At 66.0% G+C, this 17,224-nt stretch carries 19 protein-coding genes; 13 read left to right on the top strand and 6 right to left on the bottom strand.

Translation table 11 applies throughout. From position 1 onward, the window contains the following. Nucleotides 1-246 (top strand): SRPBCC domain-containing protein (locus VK533_RS08125; protein WP_414712290.1); only part of this gene is annotated, 246 nt, incomplete at its 5' end. 65 nt (nt 247-311) lie between these two features. On the opposite strand, the gene VK533_RS08120 is transcribed toward VK533_RS08125, so the two are convergent. Then, nucleotides 312-902: a J domain-containing protein gene (locus VK533_RS08120; protein WP_324376361.1), complete on the bottom strand. Its 591-nt coding sequence runs from the start codon at nt 900-902 to the stop codon at nt 312-314. Nucleotides 903-938: 36 nt separating this feature from the next. On the opposite strand from VK533_RS08120, the gene VK533_RS08115 reads away from it, so the two are divergent. Further along, complete coding sequence (locus VK533_RS08115; protein WP_324376360.1) at nt 939-1,226, top strand: BolA family protein; 288 nt, start codon at nt 939-941, stop codon at nt 1,224-1,226. 11 nt (nt 1,227-1,237) lie between these two features. Beyond that, nucleotides 1,238-1,948 carry a glutathione S-transferase gene (locus VK533_RS08110; RefSeq protein ID WP_324376359.1) on the top strand — a complete coding sequence of 237 codons (711 nt, stop codon included), beginning with the start codon at nt 1,238-1,240 and terminating at the stop codon, nt 1,946-1,948. On the opposite strand, the gene VK533_RS08105 is transcribed toward VK533_RS08110, so the two are convergent. Next, nucleotides 1,945-2,850, bottom strand: coding sequence for a LysR family transcriptional regulator (locus VK533_RS08105; RefSeq protein WP_324376358.1), 906 nt, complete (start codon nt 2,848-2,850; stop codon nt 1,945-1,947). The genes VK533_RS08110 and VK533_RS08105 overlap by 4 nt on opposite strands. 95 nt (nt 2,851-2,945) lie before the next feature. Here VK533_RS08105 and VK533_RS08100 point away from each other — a divergent pair, with 95 nt between their 5' ends. From VK533_RS08100 to nusB, 6 genes are all read left to right on the top strand, one after another. After that, complete coding sequence (locus VK533_RS08100) at nt 2,946-3,941, top strand: aldo/keto reductase (protein WP_324376357.1); 996 nt, start codon at nt 2,946-2,948, stop codon at nt 3,939-3,941. 24 nt (nt 3,942-3,965) lie between these two features. Beyond that, nucleotides 3,966-4,703: an SDR family oxidoreductase gene (locus VK533_RS08095; protein WP_324376356.1), complete on the top strand. Its 738-nt coding sequence runs from the start codon at nt 3,966-3,968 to the stop codon at nt 4,701-4,703. 186 nt (nt 4,704-4,889) lie between these two features. Beyond that, nucleotides 4,890-5,303: a hypothetical protein gene (locus VK533_RS08090; protein ID WP_324376355.1), complete on the top strand. Its 414-nt coding sequence runs from the start codon at nt 4,890-4,892 to the stop codon at nt 5,301-5,303. A 59-nt stretch (nt 5,304-5,362) separates the two neighbouring features. Continuing rightward, complete coding sequence (hisG, locus tag VK533_RS08085; protein ID WP_324376354.1) at nt 5,363-6,028, top strand: ATP phosphoribosyltransferase; 666 nt, start codon at nt 5,363-5,365, stop codon at nt 6,026-6,028. Further along, on the top strand, nt 6,015-7,298 hold the full coding sequence (hisD, locus tag VK533_RS08080) for a histidinol dehydrogenase (protein ID WP_324376362.1): 1,284 nt from the start codon (nt 6,015-6,017) through the stop codon (nt 7,296-7,298). Before hisG ends, hisD begins: the two co-directional genes overlap by 14 nt. Then, complete coding sequence (nusB, locus tag VK533_RS08075; RefSeq protein WP_324376353.1) at nt 7,295-7,750, top strand: transcription antitermination factor NusB; 456 nt, start codon at nt 7,295-7,297, stop codon at nt 7,748-7,750. Before hisD ends, nusB begins: the two co-directional genes overlap by 4 nt. Nucleotides 7,751-7,847: 97 nt before the next feature. On the opposite strand, the gene VK533_RS08070 is transcribed toward nusB, so the two are convergent. After that, the gene (locus VK533_RS08070; protein ID WP_324376352.1) at nt 7,848-9,965 is read right to left on the bottom strand and encodes a bifunctional (p)ppGpp synthetase/guanosine-3',5'-bis(diphosphate) 3'-pyrophosphohydrolase; all 2,118 of its coding nucleotides are present in this window, start codon (nt 9,963-9,965) and stop codon (nt 7,848-7,850) included. A gap of 190 nt (nt 9,966-10,155) precedes the next feature. Between VK533_RS08070 and VK533_RS08065 the strand changes: the two genes are divergently transcribed. The 4 genes from VK533_RS08065 to VK533_RS08050 are packed head-to-tail and all read left to right on the top strand — an operon-like array spanning nt 10,156 to nt 15,114. Continuing rightward, the gene (locus VK533_RS08065) at nt 10,156-12,642 is read left to right on the top strand and encodes a TonB-dependent receptor (RefSeq protein WP_324376351.1); all 2,487 of its coding nucleotides are present in this window, start codon (nt 10,156-10,158) and stop codon (nt 12,640-12,642) included. Then, on the top strand, nt 12,642-13,385 hold the full coding sequence (locus VK533_RS08060) for a sel1 repeat family protein (protein WP_324376350.1): 744 nt from the start codon (nt 12,642-12,644) through the stop codon (nt 13,383-13,385). Before VK533_RS08065 ends, VK533_RS08060 begins: the two co-directional genes overlap by 1 nt. Next, the gene (locus VK533_RS08055; RefSeq protein WP_324376349.1) at nt 13,382-14,053 is read left to right on the top strand and encodes a Fe2+-dependent dioxygenase; all 672 of its coding nucleotides are present in this window, start codon (nt 13,382-13,384) and stop codon (nt 14,051-14,053) included. The genes VK533_RS08060 and VK533_RS08055 overlap by 4 nt, the downstream gene beginning before the upstream one ends. A gap of 8 nt (nt 14,054-14,061) precedes the next feature. Next, the gene (locus VK533_RS08050; RefSeq protein WP_324376348.1) at nt 14,062-15,114 is read left to right on the top strand and encodes a PepSY-associated TM helix domain-containing protein; all 1,053 of its coding nucleotides are present in this window, start codon (nt 14,062-14,064) and stop codon (nt 15,112-15,114) included. A gap of 20 nt (nt 15,115-15,134) precedes the next feature. On the opposite strand, the gene VK533_RS08045 is transcribed toward VK533_RS08050, so the two are convergent. Genes VK533_RS08045 through VK533_RS08035 form a run of 3 tightly spaced genes read right to left on the bottom strand, consistent with a single transcriptional unit; the run spans nt 15,135 to nt 17,154 of the window. Further along, a complete protein-coding gene (locus tag VK533_RS08045; RefSeq protein WP_324376347.1) occupies nt 15,135-15,485 on the bottom strand; it encodes a nuclear transport factor 2 family protein in 351 nt (116 codons plus the stop codon). A 1-nt stretch (nt 15,486) separates the two neighbouring features. Next, nucleotides 15,487-16,365, bottom strand: a complete 879-nt coding sequence (locus VK533_RS08040) for a ParB/RepB/Spo0J family partition protein (protein ID WP_324376346.1) — start codon at nt 16,363-16,365, stop codon at nt 15,487-15,489. 9 nt (nt 16,366-16,374) lie between these two features. Further along, nucleotides 16,375-17,154 (bottom strand): AAA family ATPase, encoded by a 780-nt coding sequence (locus VK533_RS08035; protein ID WP_324376345.1) that lies wholly within the window; start codon nt 17,152-17,154, stop codon nt 16,375-16,377. Nucleotides 17,155-17,224 lie beyond the last annotated feature (70 nt).

Below are 17,224 nucleotides of genomic sequence, written 5' to 3'. Positions count from 1 at the left end.
ATCGTCTTCACCAACGCGCTCGACGGTGCCTGGAATCCGAAGAGCCCGCAACCGGTCGCGATCGTCGGCTATTTCGAGTTCACCGATCTCGGAAACGGCAAGACCGGCTATCGCGCCGGCGCGCGCCACTGGACCGCCGAGGCGATGGAGCAGCATCGCGCGATGGGCTTCGCGGAAGGCTGGGGCATCTGCGCCGGCCAGCTCGAAACGGTCGCGCAGCGGCTGGCGGAGACCGAGGACGCGTAGGCAATCCAGGCCCTGACCCGTCATTCCCGCGTTCGTGGGGATGACGGGTTTGCTCCCTTATCGTGTCAGGCGAAGGCCGGCGCCTTCTTGAGCAGGGTATAAGCCTCGATCACTTCCTGCAATTTCTGCTCGTAGGTGCGGTCGCCGCCATTGCGATCGGGGTGATAGCGGCGGACCAGTTCCGAATAACGCTGGCGCAGCGCACGGCGATCGACCTCGGGATCGAGCCCCATCACGCGCAGCGCGCGGCGATCGGCATCGCTCAGCGGCTTGCCGTCCTGGCGCGCGGCGTTGCGGCCGGTGCCGTAGCGCGCCTGAATCGCATCCAGCGGATCGAGGAAATCGGCCCAGCGCGGCATGCCGGCGGCGCCGGGCGAGAAAGCCCGTGTCTCGCGCTCCCAGCCGGCATAAGGCCGCTGCTGCGCGGTGATCTCCTCGGCGGTCATGCCGTTGAAGAAATTGTAGCGCGCATTGAATTCGCGGACATGATCGAGGCACAGGAAGCGCCATTCGCCCGGCCCGTTATAGCCCGAGCGCGGCCCTTCCTCCGCCGGCGCGCGGAATTCGCCCGCCTCGGTACAGCCCGGCGCGCTGCACTGGCGCTCGCCGGGGACGCGGCCGTGGAAACGCGGTTGTTTTGGCCTGGCATCAGCCACGCATGATTCTCCCTTAAACGAGGCTATATAAGAGCGATGAGCGAAACTCCCACTGGCCCGGTAGCGGCCGAGATCAATGCCCGGCTGCGGGCTGCCCTGTCCCCAAACCATCTCGCCGTGATCGACGATTCGGCCAAACATCGCGGCCATGCCGGCCACGATCCCCGCGGCGAAAGCCATTTCACGGTCGAGATCGTGGCGGCGGCGTTCGCGGGGCAAAATCGGGTCCAGCGGCACCGTCTCGTCAATCAGGCGTTGGCCCCGCTCCTGAAGGAACGTGTCCACGCGCTGGCGATCGTCGCGCGCGCGCCCGAGGAGAATTAGGCGGAGGGCCGATGTACGAGCTTTGGTACTGGCCGGGCATTCACGGCCGCGGCGAGTTTCCCCGCCTCGCGCTGGAAGCGGGCAAGATCCCCTATCGCGACATGGCGCGCGAGGCGGGCGAGGACGGTTATAGGGCGCTGTCGAAGAATCTGGACAAGGTCCGCGACGATCCGCCGTTCGCGCCGCCCTATTTGATCACCGAGGACGGGCTGGTGATCGGCCAGTCGGCCAACATATTGCTCTATCTCGGCGAGGAATATGGGCTCGCCCCGCTCGATCCGGCGGGGCGGCTCTGGATCAACCAGTGCCAGCTCACCATCGCCGACATCGTCACGGAAGCGCACGACACGCATCATCCGGTCTCGCTCGACGCTTATTATGAGGACCAGAAGCCCGAAGCGAAGCGCCGCGCCGAGGATTTCCGCGCCAACCGCATCCCCAAATTCCTCGGCTGGTTCGAACGCATCCTCGCAGAGCGCGGCGACTGGCTCTCAGGCAAAGCCTGGAGCTATGCCGACCTGTCACTCTTCCATCTGGTCGAAGGCCTGAATTTCGCTTTCCCCAAGCGGATGGCGACGGTGTCCGGCGACGTGCCCAAGGTGATCAAGCTGCACGATGCGGTCGCAAACCTGCCCGAACTGCGGGACTATCTGTCGAGCGCGCGGCGCCTGCCATTCAGCGACGGCATCTTCCGATATTATCCGGAGCTGGATGGGGACTAGGCCGGCCGCTCACCCCGATAGCGTAACGCCTCGACCAGCAGGGCGAACGCCGGCGACTGCTGGCGGCGGCTGGGGTAATAAAGGTGATAACCCGGGAAGGGCGGGCTCCAATCCTCCAGCATCGGCACCAGCCGCCCTGCGGCGATGTGCGACCGCACCAATTCCTCCGGCAGGAACGCGAGACCGAAGCTGGCGAGCACGGCCTTCAGGATCGGCGGCAATGCGTTGAACACGAGCTGGCCGTCGACCCGCACCTTCAGCTCGTGTCCGTCTTTCTCGAATTCCCATGCATAGAGACCGCCCAATGTCGGCAGGCGCAGATTGATGCAGCGATGCTGCAGCAGATCCTGCGGGTGACGCGGTATTTCGCGCCCCGCGAGATAAGCGGGCGCACCCACCACCACGAAGCGTTCCTCGGGCCCGATCCGGACCGCGACCATATCCTTGGCAACCTGTTCGCCCAGCCGCACGCCCGCGTCGAACCGCTCGGCGACAATGTCCGCGAGCGTATAATCCGCCCAGATCTCGACCTTGATGTCGGGATAATGGGGCAGGAATTGCGCCAGCTTCGGCCACAGCAATGTCTCGGCCGCATGCTCGCTGCTGTTGATGCGGATCGTGCCGGACGGCTTTTCCTTGAGTTCGCTCAGCGCATCGATCTCGGCGTCGATCTCGTCGAAATGCGGCCCGACATTGCGCAACAACCGTTCGCCCGCCTCGGTCGGCGCGACGCTGCGGGTGGTGCGGGTTAGCAAGCGAATGCCGAGCCGTTCCTCCAGCCCGCGGATCGTATGGCTCAGCGCGGACTGCGACACGCCCATCTGCGCGGCTGCCCGCGTGAAGCTGCGTGCCCGCGCAACCGCGAGGAAAGCGATCAGGTCATTGACGTTGGCGCGCGGCATATATGAGCTTCTCTCATAAGTTCATGCCGATTTCACGGACTAATCGGGAGCCGACATCGGGCCTAGATCGGCGCCAACCAATCAAGGAGGCTCTGATGCAGACGCGCACGCTCGGGAAAAACGGTCTGGAGGTCTCCGCCCTCGGCCTCGGCTGCATGGGCATGAGCTTCGCCTACGGCACCGCACCCGACACGAAGGAAATGGTGTCGCTGCTCCACGCGGCGGTCGAACGCGGCGTGACCTTCTTCGACACCGCCGAAGTCTATGGGCCGTACAAGAACGAGGACTTGCTGGGCGAGGCCTTGTCGCCGATCCGGGACAAGGTGGTGATCGCGACCAAATTCGGTTTCGTGATCGACCCGGGCAGCACGCCCGGGCGGCGCGGTCTCGACAGCCGGCCGGAGCATATCCGCGCGGTCGCCGAAGCCTCGCTCAAGCGGCTCAGGACCGACGTGATCGACCTGTTCTATCAGCATCGCGTCGATCCCGACGTGCCGATCGAGGAAGTCGCGGGCACGGTCGGCGATCTGATCCGCGAAGGCAAGGTCAAGCATTTCGGCCTGTCCGAGGCGAGCCCCGCCACGATCCGCCGCGCGCATGCGGTCCAGCCCGTCACCGCGTTGCAGAGCGAATATTCGCTGTGGTGGCGTGAGCCCGAGGCAGAATTGCTGCCCGTGCTCGAGGAACTCGGCATCGGCTTCGTGCCGTTCAGTCCGCTCGGCCGCGGCTTCCTGACCGGCAAGATCGACACGAGTACGACCTTCGAGAAGGGCGATCTGCGCGCCACCCTGCCGCGCTTCACGCCGGAGGCGCTCGCCGCCAACCAGGCGCTGGTCGATCTGCTGGCGACGATGGCCAAACGCAAGCTGGCCACGCCCGCGCAGATAGCGCTCGCCTGGCTGCTCGCCCGCAAACCGTGGATCGTGCCGATCCCGGGAACGACCAAGCTCAACCGGCTGGAGGAGAATATCCACGCCGCTTCGATCGAACTCACGCCGGAGGACGTGGCCGAGATCGAAAGTGCCGCGGCCAGGATCCCGCTCGAGGGCGGTCGCTACAACGAACAGATGGAAAAGCTGGTCGATCGCTGATCCCGGCTACGGAAGGACAGTCACATGCAGAATATCCAGGACAAGGTGGTCGTCATCACCGGCGCGAGCAGCGGGCTCGGCGAGGCCGCGGCGCGCCTGCTCGCGGCGGAAGGCGCGAAACTGGTGCTCGGCGCGCGTCGCCTCGACCGACTTCAGGCGCTCGCCGCCGAGCTAAATCTCGGCGACAGCGCCGCGGTCGAGACCGACGTCACCGACTTCGAACAGGTCAAAGTCCTGGTCGATCACGCGGTCGCGACCCACGGCCGGATCGACGTGATCCTCAACAATGCCGGGCTGATGCCGCATTCGCTGCTCGAGCGCGGCAAGGTCGAGGATTGGGATCGGATGATCGACGTCAACCTCAAGGGTACGCTCTACGGCATCGGCGCCGCACTGCCGCACATGACGCGCCAGAAGAGCGGGCATATCATCAACGTGTCGTCGGTCGCGGGCCACAAGGTGCGCCAGACCAGTGCGGTCTATGCCGCGACCAAGACGGCGGTGCGGGTGATTTCCGAAGGCCTGCGGATGGAGATGAAACCGCATAATGTCCGCGTGACCGTGATCTCGCCGGGCGCGGTCGAATCCGAGCTGGCCGACAGCATCACCGAACCCGACGTGAAGAAGAATATCGACGCCTTCTACGAGGCCAACGCGATCCCCGCCTCGACCTTCGCCAACATGGTCGCCTTCGCGATGAGCCAGCCGGCCGATGTCGACATCAACGAAATCCTCTTCCGCCCAACCAGCCAAGAACTCTGATCCCGCCATAACCAAGGCAAAGCCGCGCAGGCTCCGTCTTACCGGGCGGGGAATGTATGCACCCCATGCGTAGGGCGCGGCCCCGGACCCCCCAAGCGGGGCCGCGTTTCCCTCCGTGCCGCACGATCCGCCCCGTCCTTGCCGGTCCCGCCGATCCCCCATAAGGCGGCGGCAAGGGGACCTTTCTTGATCGCACTTTTCCTTCTGGCGGCCGCTGCCGCCGCAAAGCCGCATGCCGCGCCCGACACCACGACCCGCGCCGGCCTGATCGCGAGCTATACCGCGATGTTCACGCGCATCGACACGGATGGCGACGGCAAGATCAGCCGTGCCGAATGGGGCACGATGGTCGACGCTGCGCCGATGCTCCAGTCACTCGACATGTCGCAGGCCCAGCGCGCCGCGCTGCGCGCGCCTTTGATCAGCCAGTTCGACCAGAGCGATTCGGACAAGGACGGCTTCCTCACCCTGGACGAGCTGATGGCCAGGCCGCTCATCCGCTTCGCCTGCCTCGACACCAATCATGACGCCAGGGTCACACAGGCCGAGGTCAGCGCCAACCTGGATCGCTGCTCGGCACCGGCGGCCGTGGCGCAATAGGCCCGACAAACCCTGCCAAGGTTGCCCCTCCGCCCCCATCCCCCTAAAGCGCCCGCCTTATGGCCGAGCCGATCATCATCGCCGTTCCCAAAGGGCGTATCCTCGCCGAGGTGATGCCCCTGTTCGCGCGCGCCGGGATCGAGCCCGAGGCGGCGTTCGCGGACGAGGATAGCCGCGCGCTGCGCTTCGCCACCAATCGCCCCGATATCGGCCTGATCCGCGTGCGCGCGTTCGACGTCGCGACCTTCGTCGCGCATGGCGCGGCACAGCTCGGCATCGTCGGATCGGACGTGCTGATGGAGTTCGATTATTCGGAGCTTTATGCGCCGGTCGATCTCGGCATCGGCCATTGCCGCATCTCGGTCGCCGAGCCCGCCGATCTCGCCGCCAAGGACAATCCGCGCGGCTGGAGCCATGTTCGTGTCGCGACCAAATATCCCAACATCACGCGCAGGCATTTCGAGGCACGCGGCGTCCAGGCCGAATGCGTCAAGCTGAACGGCGCGATGGAGATCGCCCCCGTGCTGGGCCTGTCGAGCCGGATCGTCGACCTCGTCTCGTCAGGCCGCACGCTTGCCGAGAACGGGCTGGTCGAGGTCGAGACGATCGCCGAGGTGTCCGCCCGCCTGATCGTCAACCGCGCCGCCTTCAAAACGCGCGCGCGCGAAGTGCTGCCATTGGTCGAGGCGTTCCGCGAGGCCGCCGGAGCCAATCGTGCGGCTTGATGCCTCCGATGCGGGGTTCGAGGCTGCCTTCACCCAGCTCGTCAATGCGCGGCGCGAGGCGGATTCGGATGTCTCACGCGACGTGACCGCGATCATCGCGGCGGTGCGCGATCAGGGCGATGCCGCGCTCCACGATTTTACCAGCCGCTTCGACGGCCACGATCTCGACAAGACCGGCTGGGAAGTCAGCAAGGCCGAACGCCGCGCCGCACTCGACGGGCTCGACAAGGCCTTGCGCGGCGCGATCGAACTCGCCGCCGCGCGCATCACCGATTATCACGCCGCGCAGAAGCCGGCCGACCGCGAATATGTCGACGCCGTCGGCGTCCGCCTCGGCGCACGCTGGGGCGCGGTCGATGCCGCCGGCTTGTATGTACCGGGCGGCCGCGCCGCTTACCCCTCGACCGTGCTGATGAACGCGATCCCCGCCCGCGCCGCCGGCGTCGGACGCGTGGTGATGGTCACGCCGACCCCCAAGGGCGAAACCAACCCGCTCGTGCTCGCCGCCGCCGAGATTGCCGGTGTGGACGAGGTGTGGCGCGTCGGCGGCGCGCATGCCATCGCCGCACTCGCTTACGGCACCGATCGGATCAGGCCGGTCGATGTGATCGTCGGCCCGGGCAATGCCTGGGTCGCGGAGGCCAAGCGCCAGCTTTACGGTGTAGTGGGAATCGACATGGTCGCGGGCCCATCCGAAATCGTCGTCGTCGCCGACGGCGCCAACGATCCCGCCTGGATCGCCGCCGATCTTCTCAGCCAGGCCGAGCATGATCCGACCAGCCAATCGGTCCTGTTCACCGACGATGCCGCCTTTGCCGGCGCGGTCGAGCAGGCGGTCGCCGACCAGCTCACGCGGCTCGCCACCGGCAACACCGCCGCGATCGCGTGGAACGACAATGGCGCAATCATCCTCGTGCCGACGCTCGACTCCGCCATGCCGTTGGTCGATAGGCTGGCGCCCGAGCATCTCGAACTCGCGGTCGATGCCCCGCAGACATTGTTCGACCAGGTCCGCCATGCCGGATCGGTCTTCCTCGGCCGCCACACGCCCGAGGCGATTGGAGATTATATTGCCGGCCCCAACCATGTCCTGCCGACCGGCCGCCGCGCGCGTTTCGCGTCGGGGCTTTCGGTGCTCGATTTCATGAAGCGCACGAGTTTCATCGCGTGCGACGCGGCCAGCCTCGCCGCGATCGGCCCGGCCGCGATCGCGCTGGCCCATGCCGAAGGTCTACCCGCCCACGCAGCCTCGATCGCGGTGCGGCTGTGAAGCGCGGCCCGGCCCGCGCGCAATCGCGCTCCGCCGCACGGCTCGCCGCCGTGCAGGCATTGTATCAGCAGGAGATGGAGGGCACCGCGCTCACCCGTCTGCTCGACGAATTCCACCAGCACCGGCTCGGCGCGACGATCGAGGATGTCGAATATGCCGACGCCGAAGTCGATTTCTTCGACGATCTGGTGCGCGGCGTCGATGCACGCCGCGACGAGATCGACGCCGCGATCACCAAGCGGCTGAGCGCGGGTTGGAACCTGCCCCGCTTGGACCGGCCGATGCGCGCGATCCTGCGCGCGGGCACCTACGAGCTGATCGCGCGTCCAGACGTGCCGACCGCGAGCGTCATCACCGAATATGTCGATGTCGCCGACGCCTTCTACGACAAGCGCGAGACCGGGTTTGTAAACGGCCTGCTCGATGCGGTCGCGAAGGACGTAAGAACCTGACGTCATGCCGGACTTGTTCCGGCATCCGCCCATCATCCGCACTGTCAGAAATTGTTGCGTGGTGGACCCCGGAACAAGTCCGGGGTGACGGCTTGCGCTAAGCCGCCAGCGGCGCTCTCGGCTCCATCCGTTCGGCATTCACCACCGCATCGGCCGCGCGCAATGCCGCGACAATGCGCATCAGATGGCCGACGTCGTGCACCTCGATCGTGACGATGAAGGTGTGGAAGCTCTCGTCGCGTTCGGCGAGGTTGATGTTGACGATATTGGCGCCCTGGCCGCCCAATATGCCCGCCATCACGCCGAGCGAGCCCGGCTGATTGCGCACGATCACCGCCAGCCGCGCGGTGCCGCCGTCGCTGCCGTCGCCCCAGGCGAGATCGACCCAATCCTCCTCGGGCGCGGCCTGCAGCACCGGGCATTCGATCACATGCACCTCGACCGGCGCGTCGGCATGGCGCACGCCGACGATGCGGTCGCCCGGCACCGGCGTGCAACAAGGCGCGAGCGTGAAGGCGACGCCCGGAGTCAGCCCCTTCATCGAGATCACGCTATGCTGGGTCGGATGGACGTTGGTGCCGGCCTCGCCGCTGGATCCCGGCATCAGCGCTTCCATCACTTGCGCGTCGGTAAGTGCGCCGCGCGCGATCGTCTCCATCAGGCGGTCGGGATCGGACAGCTTGAGCCGTTTGACCGCCTGGGTGAGCGCGTCAGGCGCGAGCTGCGCGGGCATGCGCGCCACGATCGCGTCGTAGAAGCGCCGGCCGAGCGCGACCATTTCTGCCTGTTCCTTCTGGCGGACGAAGCGGCGAATCTTGGCGCGCGCCTTGCCGGTCGCGGCGAAGTTCATCCATGCCGCCTGAGGCTCCTGCGCCTTGGAGCGTAGGATTTGGACCTGATCGCCATTCATGATCTCGGTGCGCAACGGCACCACCCGGCCGTTGATCTTGGCGCCGACCGTCTGGTCGCCGAGATCGGTGTGGACGGCGTAGGCGAAGTCGACCGGCGTCGCGCCCTTGGGCAGCTGAATCAGCTCCCCCTGCGGGGTGAAGGCGAAGATGCGATCCTGGTACATCGCCATCCGCGTATGTTCGAGCAGCTCCTCAGGGCTCGCGGCATGATCGAGGATTTCGACGAGGTCGCGGATCCAGCGCGAATTGACATCGGGCTGGATCATGCCGCCCGCCTTGTAGGCCCAGTGCGCGGCGACGCCGAACTCGGCCTCGGCATGCATCTTGTGCGTGCGGATCTGGATTTCGATCCGGACGCGCTCATGATGGATCACGGCGGTATGGAGCGAACGATAGCCGTTGCGCTTGGGGGTCGAGATATAATCCTTGAACCGCCCCGGCACCATCGGCCAGCGCGCATGCAGCAGGCCGAGCGCGCCGTAACATTGCTCGGGTTCGTCGACGAGCACGCGGAACGCCATGATGTCCGAAAGCTGCTCGAAGCTGATGTGGCGCTCGGTCATCTTGCGCCAGATCGAATAAGGATGCTTCTCGCGCCCCTCGACATCGGCCTTGATGCCCTTCTGCGCGAGCAGCAGCCTGATGCCGGACGAGATGCGCGAAACCTGATCGCCGCCGCCTTCCTTGAGCTGCGCGAGCCGTTTCGTGATCGAATCGAATGCGTCGGGCTCGAGCTCGGCGAAGGCGAGCGTCTGCATCTCCTTCATGAATTCGTACATGCCGATCCGCTCGGCGAGCGGCGCGTAGATATCCATCGTCTCGCGCGCGATGCGGCGGCGCTTGTCCTCGGACGGGATGAATTTGAGCGTCCGCATATTGTGGAGCCGGTCGGCGAGCTTGACCAGCAGCACGCGGATATCGTCCGACATGGCGAGCAGGAATTTGCGCAGATTCTCCGCCGCGCGCTCATTGTCGCTCTGCGCTTCGATCTTGCTGAGCTTGGTGACGCCGTCGACCAGCCGCGCGACTGAGGGCCCGAACGTCTTTTCGATCTGCTCGGGCGTGGCGAGCGTATCCTCGACCGTGTCGTGCAGGATCGCGGTCGCGATCGTCTCGTCGTCCATGTGGAGATCGGTCAGGATGCCGGCGACTTCGATCGGGTGGCTGAAATAGGGATCGCCATTGGCGCGCTTCTGCGACCCATGCGCCGCCATCGAGAAGACATAGGCGCGGTTGAGCAAAGCCTCGTCGGCTTCCGGATCGTAACCGAGCACGCGGTCGACCAGCTCATATTGGCGCAACATGCCCCCAAGATGGGGGGGCAGGTGCATGCAAGGCAAGCAGGAACACCCTCCTTTGCGTTCACAAAGCCACGGATTGGGGCAAATTGACCACAATCACGAATGCGAAACGTTCGCAATAAGGTTGACGCTGCGAACGACTCTCATTAGCGGAGGCTCATCACAAGCGAAACGATCGTAAAGGGAACGTTCAATGACGCGCGCCGCCGCCAGGGCCGAATGGCCCAAGCCCGCTTTCCTGGCCTTGTCCTGCGTGGGCTTTGTCTCCTCCGCTTATGCCGCGACCGACGGAGCCGCCAATGATACCGACGCGGCCGATGCCGCCGAGCATGACGTCGTCATCAACGGCCACAACGAGGATCAGTCGGCCAACGTCAAGCTGACCAAGCCGGTGATCGACACGCCGCGGTCGATCACATTGCTGCCGGAAAGCCTGATCAAGGATACGGGTTCGCAGACCCTGGTCGATGCGCTGCGCACCGTGCCGGGCATCACCTTCGGCGCCGCCGAGGGCGGCAATCCGATCGGCGACCGTCCCTTCATCCGCGGCTTCGACAGCGAAGGTTCGACCTATCTCGACGGCGTGCGCGACATCGGCGCGCAGACCCGCGAAGTGTTCGCGGTCGATCAGGTCGAGGTGGTCAAGGGATCGGACAGCGTGCTGGGCGGACGCGGCTCGGCCGGCGGCACGATCAACATCATCTCGAAACTGCCCAAGCAGCAGGATTTTGCGCGCGCCGACGTGAGTTTCGGCAATGCCAGCTACAAGCGCGCGACCTTCGACGTGAACCACAAGATCAACGACATGATCGCGTTCCGGATCGAGGGCCTGTGGCACGATCAGGACGTCGCCGGCCGCGACGCCATCTGGCAGAAGCGCTGGGGCATCGCGCCGAGCGTCACGATCGGGCTCGGCACGCCGACGCGGCTGACCGCGGCTTATTATCACCTGCACACGAACGAACTGCCCGACAGCGGCCTGCCTTATACCTATGTCTGCTCGGCAACCGTGTGCAACGCGCCCGCCGGAAACTTCGTCCTGTCGGAGCCGGTGCATCACGTCACCACGCTCGGCGGCCAGACCTATGATGTGCCTTATTCGACCTTCTATGGATTGAAGGACCGCGATTTCCGCAAGTCCAACACCGATCAGGCGACTTTGCGGTTCGAGCATGATTTCTCGCCCAACGTCACGATCCGCAACACCGCGCGCTTCAGCCACACCTGGCAGGGCTATATCTTCCTGCTGCCCGACGATTCGAACGGCAATGTGGTCGGCACGAAGGCGACCAACAGCACCGTCGGCGGCGTCACCCAGTTCACCAATGGCGGTTATGTCTGGCGGCGCGGCAATACCCGTGTCGGCACCACCAACAGCCTGATCGACCAGACCGATATCTCGGCCAAATTCTCGACCGGCCCGTTCCAGCACAGCCTGGTCGCCGGCCTCGAATTCTCGACCGAGGATGCGAGCCGCGGCACCTATCTCGAGTCGACCGGATCCACCATCAGCCCGCGCTGCAACACCACCACGGTCGCGCGTTATTATTGCGCGCCGCTGGTGAACCCCAATCCCAACGACCCCTGGGTCAATTATGCCAGCGACACGTCGACGGTTGCGACGCCGATCGTGAAGTCGCCCGATTATATGAACACGGACAACAAGGGCATCACGCGTGCGGCCTATGTGTCGGATTCGATCACGTTCGACGATTGGCTGATCGCCAATCTGGGCGTGCGCTATGACGATTTCAGCTCGGACGTGCGGCCGCCGCAGACCTCGCCGACCGCGCCCGTGATCGATCTCAGCCGTACCGACCGCGACTGGAGCTATCAGGCCGGCCTGATCGCCAAGCCGACCAAGCATACCAGTCTCTACGTCTCCTATGCGACGTCGGTGATCCCGCCCAACAGCCTGCTCGGCGAAGGTCAGGAGCAAAATTCGCTCGGCACCACCGTCACGCCGATCCTCGACCAGCTGAAGCCTGAAAAGACCAAGTCGCTAGAGGCCGGCGCCAAGGCCGATTTGTTCGAGGGCCAGCTGTCGCTCACCGGCGCGGTGTTCCGGACCGAAAGCACCAACAGCCGCGTCTCGATCGACGCCAACACCGTCGCCTTCATCGGCGAGAAGCGCGTCGACGGCTTCGAGCTCAGCTTCAACGGCCGCATCGCCAAGGGCTGGACCGTGTTCGGTGGCTATTCCTATCTCGACGCCAAGATCCGCGAGGCCGGCCTGACCGCGCTGACCGCGGCCGCCGTGCCGGGCCAGGCCGCCAAGACCGTCTATGTGCCGTCGGTCAATGACGGCAAGCAGTTCCCGCAGACCGCCAAGAACAGCTTCACTGCGTGGAGCACGTACGAAACGCACGGCTTCACCGTCGGCGGCGGCGCTTTCTATACCAGCCGCGTCTTCGGCGGTTACGCCGACAACCGTACTGCCGTCCAGAATGCCGCCGGCGTGGTCACGATCAATCCGGCGACGACGGTGCTGGCGCGCTCGATCCCGAGCTATTGGCGCTTCGATGCGCGGGCCGCCTACAAGTTCACCAAGAACATCGAATTGAGCGTCAACGCGCAGAACCTGACCAACAAGCGCTATTTCAGCCAGGCTTATTCGAGCCACTACGCCACGATCGCGCCGGGCCGGACCGTGTTCGGCACGCTCAGCTTCGATTATTGATGACGAGACAGGCGGCGATCGAGGATCTCAACGCGCTCGGCGCGGACGAGATTGCGCGCCGCCTGTGCGGCCCGCGCGCGGATGTCGCTGCCTTCGTGCGCGCGGCGGCCGAGGCCGGGTCGGCTGAGGCGCAGGCGCGGATCGGCCAGATGCTGCTCGATGGCGACGGCGTGGCGAAGGATGCGGCGGCGGGCTTCGCCTGGTTCGAACGCGCGGCTTATGCGGGCCATCTTGAGGCGGCCAATATGGTCGGCCGTTGCTACGATCTCGGCTGGGGCGTCGGCGTCGACAAACGCCAGGCCGCGGCCTGGTTCAGGCAGGCTGCCGCACGTGGCCTGACCTGGGCCAAATATAATTATGCGACTTTGCTGGCGCTCGGCCAGGGCGTCGCCGAGGACAAAGCGACCGCGCTCGCCTTGTTCGAGGAGGCCGCCGCCGAGGGCAATGCCAAGGCGCATAATTTCGTCGGCAGCTTCCATGAAGATGGGTGGGTGGTGGAGCGGGATATGGCGGAAGCCGCGCGCCGTTACGCCATTGCCGCAGCCGGCGGCGACTTTCGCGGCCAGTTCAACCACGGCCGCATGCGCGCCATCGAAGGCCGGACGGAAGAGGCGCTGCACTGGATCGGACTCGCCTGGGAGAATGGCAATGGCCGCTTCCGCGCGCAGATGATCGACTATCTGCTCGCGCTCGGCGAACCCTTCCGCTCCGCGATCGCAAAGCTTCGGGAGCAATCGGCATGATTGTCATTCCGCAGGTGCTGGATGCCGAAGCCGTGCGGTCCGTCCGCGCGCGGCTCGACGCGGCCGATTGGATCGACGGCAATGCGACCTCGGGCCATCAATCGGCGCGCGCCAAGCATAATCGCCAGCTCGCGGAGGACAGCGCCGAGGCGAAGGCCTTGGGCGGCATCGTCCTCGACGCGCTCGCGGCCTCGCCTTTGTTCGTGGCGGCGGCGCTGCCGCTCAAAGTCTATCCGCCCTTGTTCAACGCATATGGCGTGGGCGACGGTTTCGGCGACCATGTCGACAGCGCGGTGCGAATCCGCGCCGGCAGCGATTTCCGCGTGCGCAGCGACCTGTCCGCGACGCTCTTTCTGAGCGATGCCGCCGACTATGACGGCGGCGAACTGGTCGCCGAGGGCCAGGCCCCGATCAAATTATCGGCGGGCGACATGGTCTTATATCCCGCCTCCAGCGTGCACCATGTAACCCCCGTCACGCGGGGGACACGCGTGGCGAGTTTCTTCTGGGTCCAGAGCATGGTGCGCGACGCCAGCGCCCGCGCGATGCTGTTCGATCTCGACCGCTCGATCCAGGATCTCTCCGCGGCGGCCGATCCGGGCGCGCCCGCGCTCGTCCGCCTGACGGGGCTCTACCATAACCTGCTGCGCCGCTGGGCGGAGCTCTGAGGGCATCAATGACCAAGGTTCAGCTGCGCAACGTCTGGTTCCAGGTCCACAAATGGATCGGCATCATCCTCGCGATCATCCTGATACCTTTATCCTTCACCGGATCGATGCTGGTGTGGGACGAGCCCCTCGACCGTCTGCTCCAGCCAACCCATTATGCCGAGACCGGACCGGCGACCTTGCCCGTATCGGTCTATGTCGAGAGCGCACGGCGGGCGTTGCCGGCCGGCAGCACGATCGTCAGCGTGCGCGTCGGTGAAGGGCCGGTGATGGTCACTGCCTCCCCGCCCCAGCCAAGCGCGATGCGCGGGCCCCCTTTGCGCCTTGCCGCCTGGATCGACCCCGCGACCGGCAAGCTGGTCGACAGCGGCCTGTCCACCGCGCCGCTGCTGCGTTGGGCGCATATCTTCCATGGAAGTCTACAGATTCCGGGCTTTGGCCGCGCCGTGGTCGGCTGGCTCGGGGGGCTGATGCTGATCTCGTCGCTGACCGGCATCTGGCTGTGGTGGCCGCTCAGCGGCAGCGTCACGCGCGGTTTGCGCTGGAAGCGCCAGCCCGCGCTCGATGCCAATCTCCATCACCTGATCGGCTTCTGGATCTCCTTGCCGCTCGCGATGCTGTCGCTGACCGGCGTGATCATCGCCTGGCCGCAAATGATCGGCCAAACCACCAACGGCATGACCCGGATGCGGCAGAGCCCGCTCGCCACGACCCATCTCACCGTTGACCAGGCGATCGCAGCTGCCGGGACGGAGGGCAAAATCACGGTGACCTGGCCGACCGACAAGGCGCCGAGCTGGACGATCGCCGCCGGCCGCAAGCGCCTCGTCGAAGTGGACGACGCCACGGGTGCCGCGACTCCCGCCACCGACGGCCAACGCGATCGCGTAAGGCCGCTTTACCGCCGCCTCCATGACGGCACCGGCCTGGGCTTGGTCTGGCAGATCATCATCTTCCTCGGCGGGATCGCGCCGGCGGTGCTCGGCGTTACCGGGATCATCATGTGGCTGCGCACGCGCGACTGGCGGGCCGACGTAAAACGGCGGCGGGCGGCGGCCTAACCCGCCGCGGCGGGTTAGGGCTAGACGGCCGGGTGGGTGCCGTGGCCCTCGATCACCAGTCCATCGGCGAACTTCAATATTTCGAGCCGGTCGACGCCGCGCTCGTTGCGGAAGCCGATTGCGAGCAGGTCGACGCCCTCGCTGACCGAGGTCACGTCGAAATGGAGATCGGGCAGCCTCGCCAGGCCTGCCGCCCAATAGGCCCGCAAGGCCGCCTTGCCGCGCACGATCCCATCGCTGTGCCCCGCGAGGCTTTTGGCGAGTGGCGAGGTGAAGACCGCGTCCTCCGCGAACAGCGCCAGCACCGCCTCCAGATCATGCGCGTTCCACGCTGCTTCCCACGCTTTTGCGAACGCGTAGGCCGGGCTCATGTCAGAGGCTGTCGCCGCTCAGCCGCGCGCAGACCATGTCGAGCTGATCGAGCGTCGCATAATTGATCGTCACCGTGCCGCCCTTGGGCCCGAACGCGATCCCGACCTTGAGGCCGAGCTGATCGCGCAGCTGGCGTTCGAGCATCGCGACATCGGCATTGCCGCCGCTTTCGGCGGGCGCGGCTGCGGGTGCGCGCTTGGCCTTGCCGCCGCGCGCCAGATCCTCGGTCTCGCGCACCGACAGGCCACGGCGGATCACCTCTTCGGCCAGCGCCGCCGGATCGGCCGCGCCAATCAGCGCGCGGGCATGGCCCATGCTGAGTCGGCCGTCGGCGACGGCGGCGCGCACGCTTTCCGGCAAATCGAGCAGGCGCAGCAGGTTCGCGACATGGCTGCGCGATTTGCCGACGATCTTCGCCAGCGCCTCCTGCTTATGGCCATATTCACGCGCAAGCCTTTGATAAGCCTCGGCTTCTTCGATCGCGTTGAGGTCCTGCCGCTGGATATTCTCGATGATGGCGAGCTCGAGCGTCTCGGCATCGTCGAGCTTGCGCACCAGCACCGGCAGCTCATGCAGCCGCGCGCGTTGGGCGGCGCGCCAGCGGCGCTCGCCGGCGACGATCTCATAATAGCCATGGTCGCGCGGGCGGGCGACGATCGGCTGGATCAACCCGCGCACCGCGATCGATTCCGCCAGTTCGTCCAGCGCGGCATCGTCGAAATGGCGGCGCGGCTGATCCGGATTGGGGATCAGCTGCGCGATCGGGATCATCTGCACGCCGGTCGCACGCACCGCGTCGCCCGCGATCGGCTGCTCGCGCGCCGCTTCGCCAAGCAGAGACGACAGGCCGCGGCCGAGCCCGCGCTTCACTTCACTCATGGGGATTCCTCATGCCGCCACCGCCGGCATCGGCAGGCGCGCGATCATTTCCCGGGCGAGCGCGATATAGGCCTCGGATCCGGGACAGCGATGATCGTAGATCAGGGCCGGCAGGCCATGGCTCGGCGCCTCGGACAGGCGCACATTGCGCGGCACGGCGGTGTTGAAGACGAGGTCGCCGACCACCGCGCGCACATCCGCCGCGACCTGTTCGGACAGACGGTTGCGGCGATCATACATCGTCAGCGCGACGCCGAGGATCGTCAGATCGGGGTTGAAGCGCGCACGCACGCGCTCGACCGTCTGCAGCAACTGGCTCATGCCTTCGAGCGCGAAGAACTCGCACTGCAGCGGGATCAGCAGGCTGCGCGCCGCCACCAGCGCATTGATCGTGAGCAGGCCCAGCGAAGGCGGACAATCGATCAGGCAGACGTCCCAGCGTGCCTCCGCCCGGCCGACCGCCTGGTCGAGCCGCGTGGTGCGATCCGACAGGTCAGCCAGCTCCAGCTCCGCGCCTGCCAGATCCTGCGTCGCCGCGACTACGTCGAGCCGCGGCACGCGCGTCGCGATCGCCGCGTCCGATAGTTCGCACTCACCCGTAAGTACTTGATAAATAGACTTATCGCGCGCGCTACGCGCGACCCCCAGCCCGGTCGAAGCATTACCCTGCGGGTCGAAGTCGATCAGCAGGACGCGGAAGCCGGTCGCCGCCAGTGCGGTCGCGAGATTGATCGCCGTGGTGGTCTTGCCGACGCCACCCTTCTGATTGGCAATGGCGATGCGAATCATCGACTTTTCCTCGGGGTGACGCCGCTGGCGACGATGATTGCCGCTTCGGAGTCGGTGACGCTCGGAACGA

Origin of the sequence: Sphingomonas sp. (assembly GCF_035317925.1) — a bacterium.
In the GTDB taxonomy this organism is placed as follows: Bacteria; Pseudomonadota; Alphaproteobacteria; order Sphingomonadales; family Sphingomonadaceae; genus Sphingomonas_I.
Note: the sequence above shows the minus strand (reverse complement) of the source record. Positions and strands in the feature narration are given on the sequence as shown.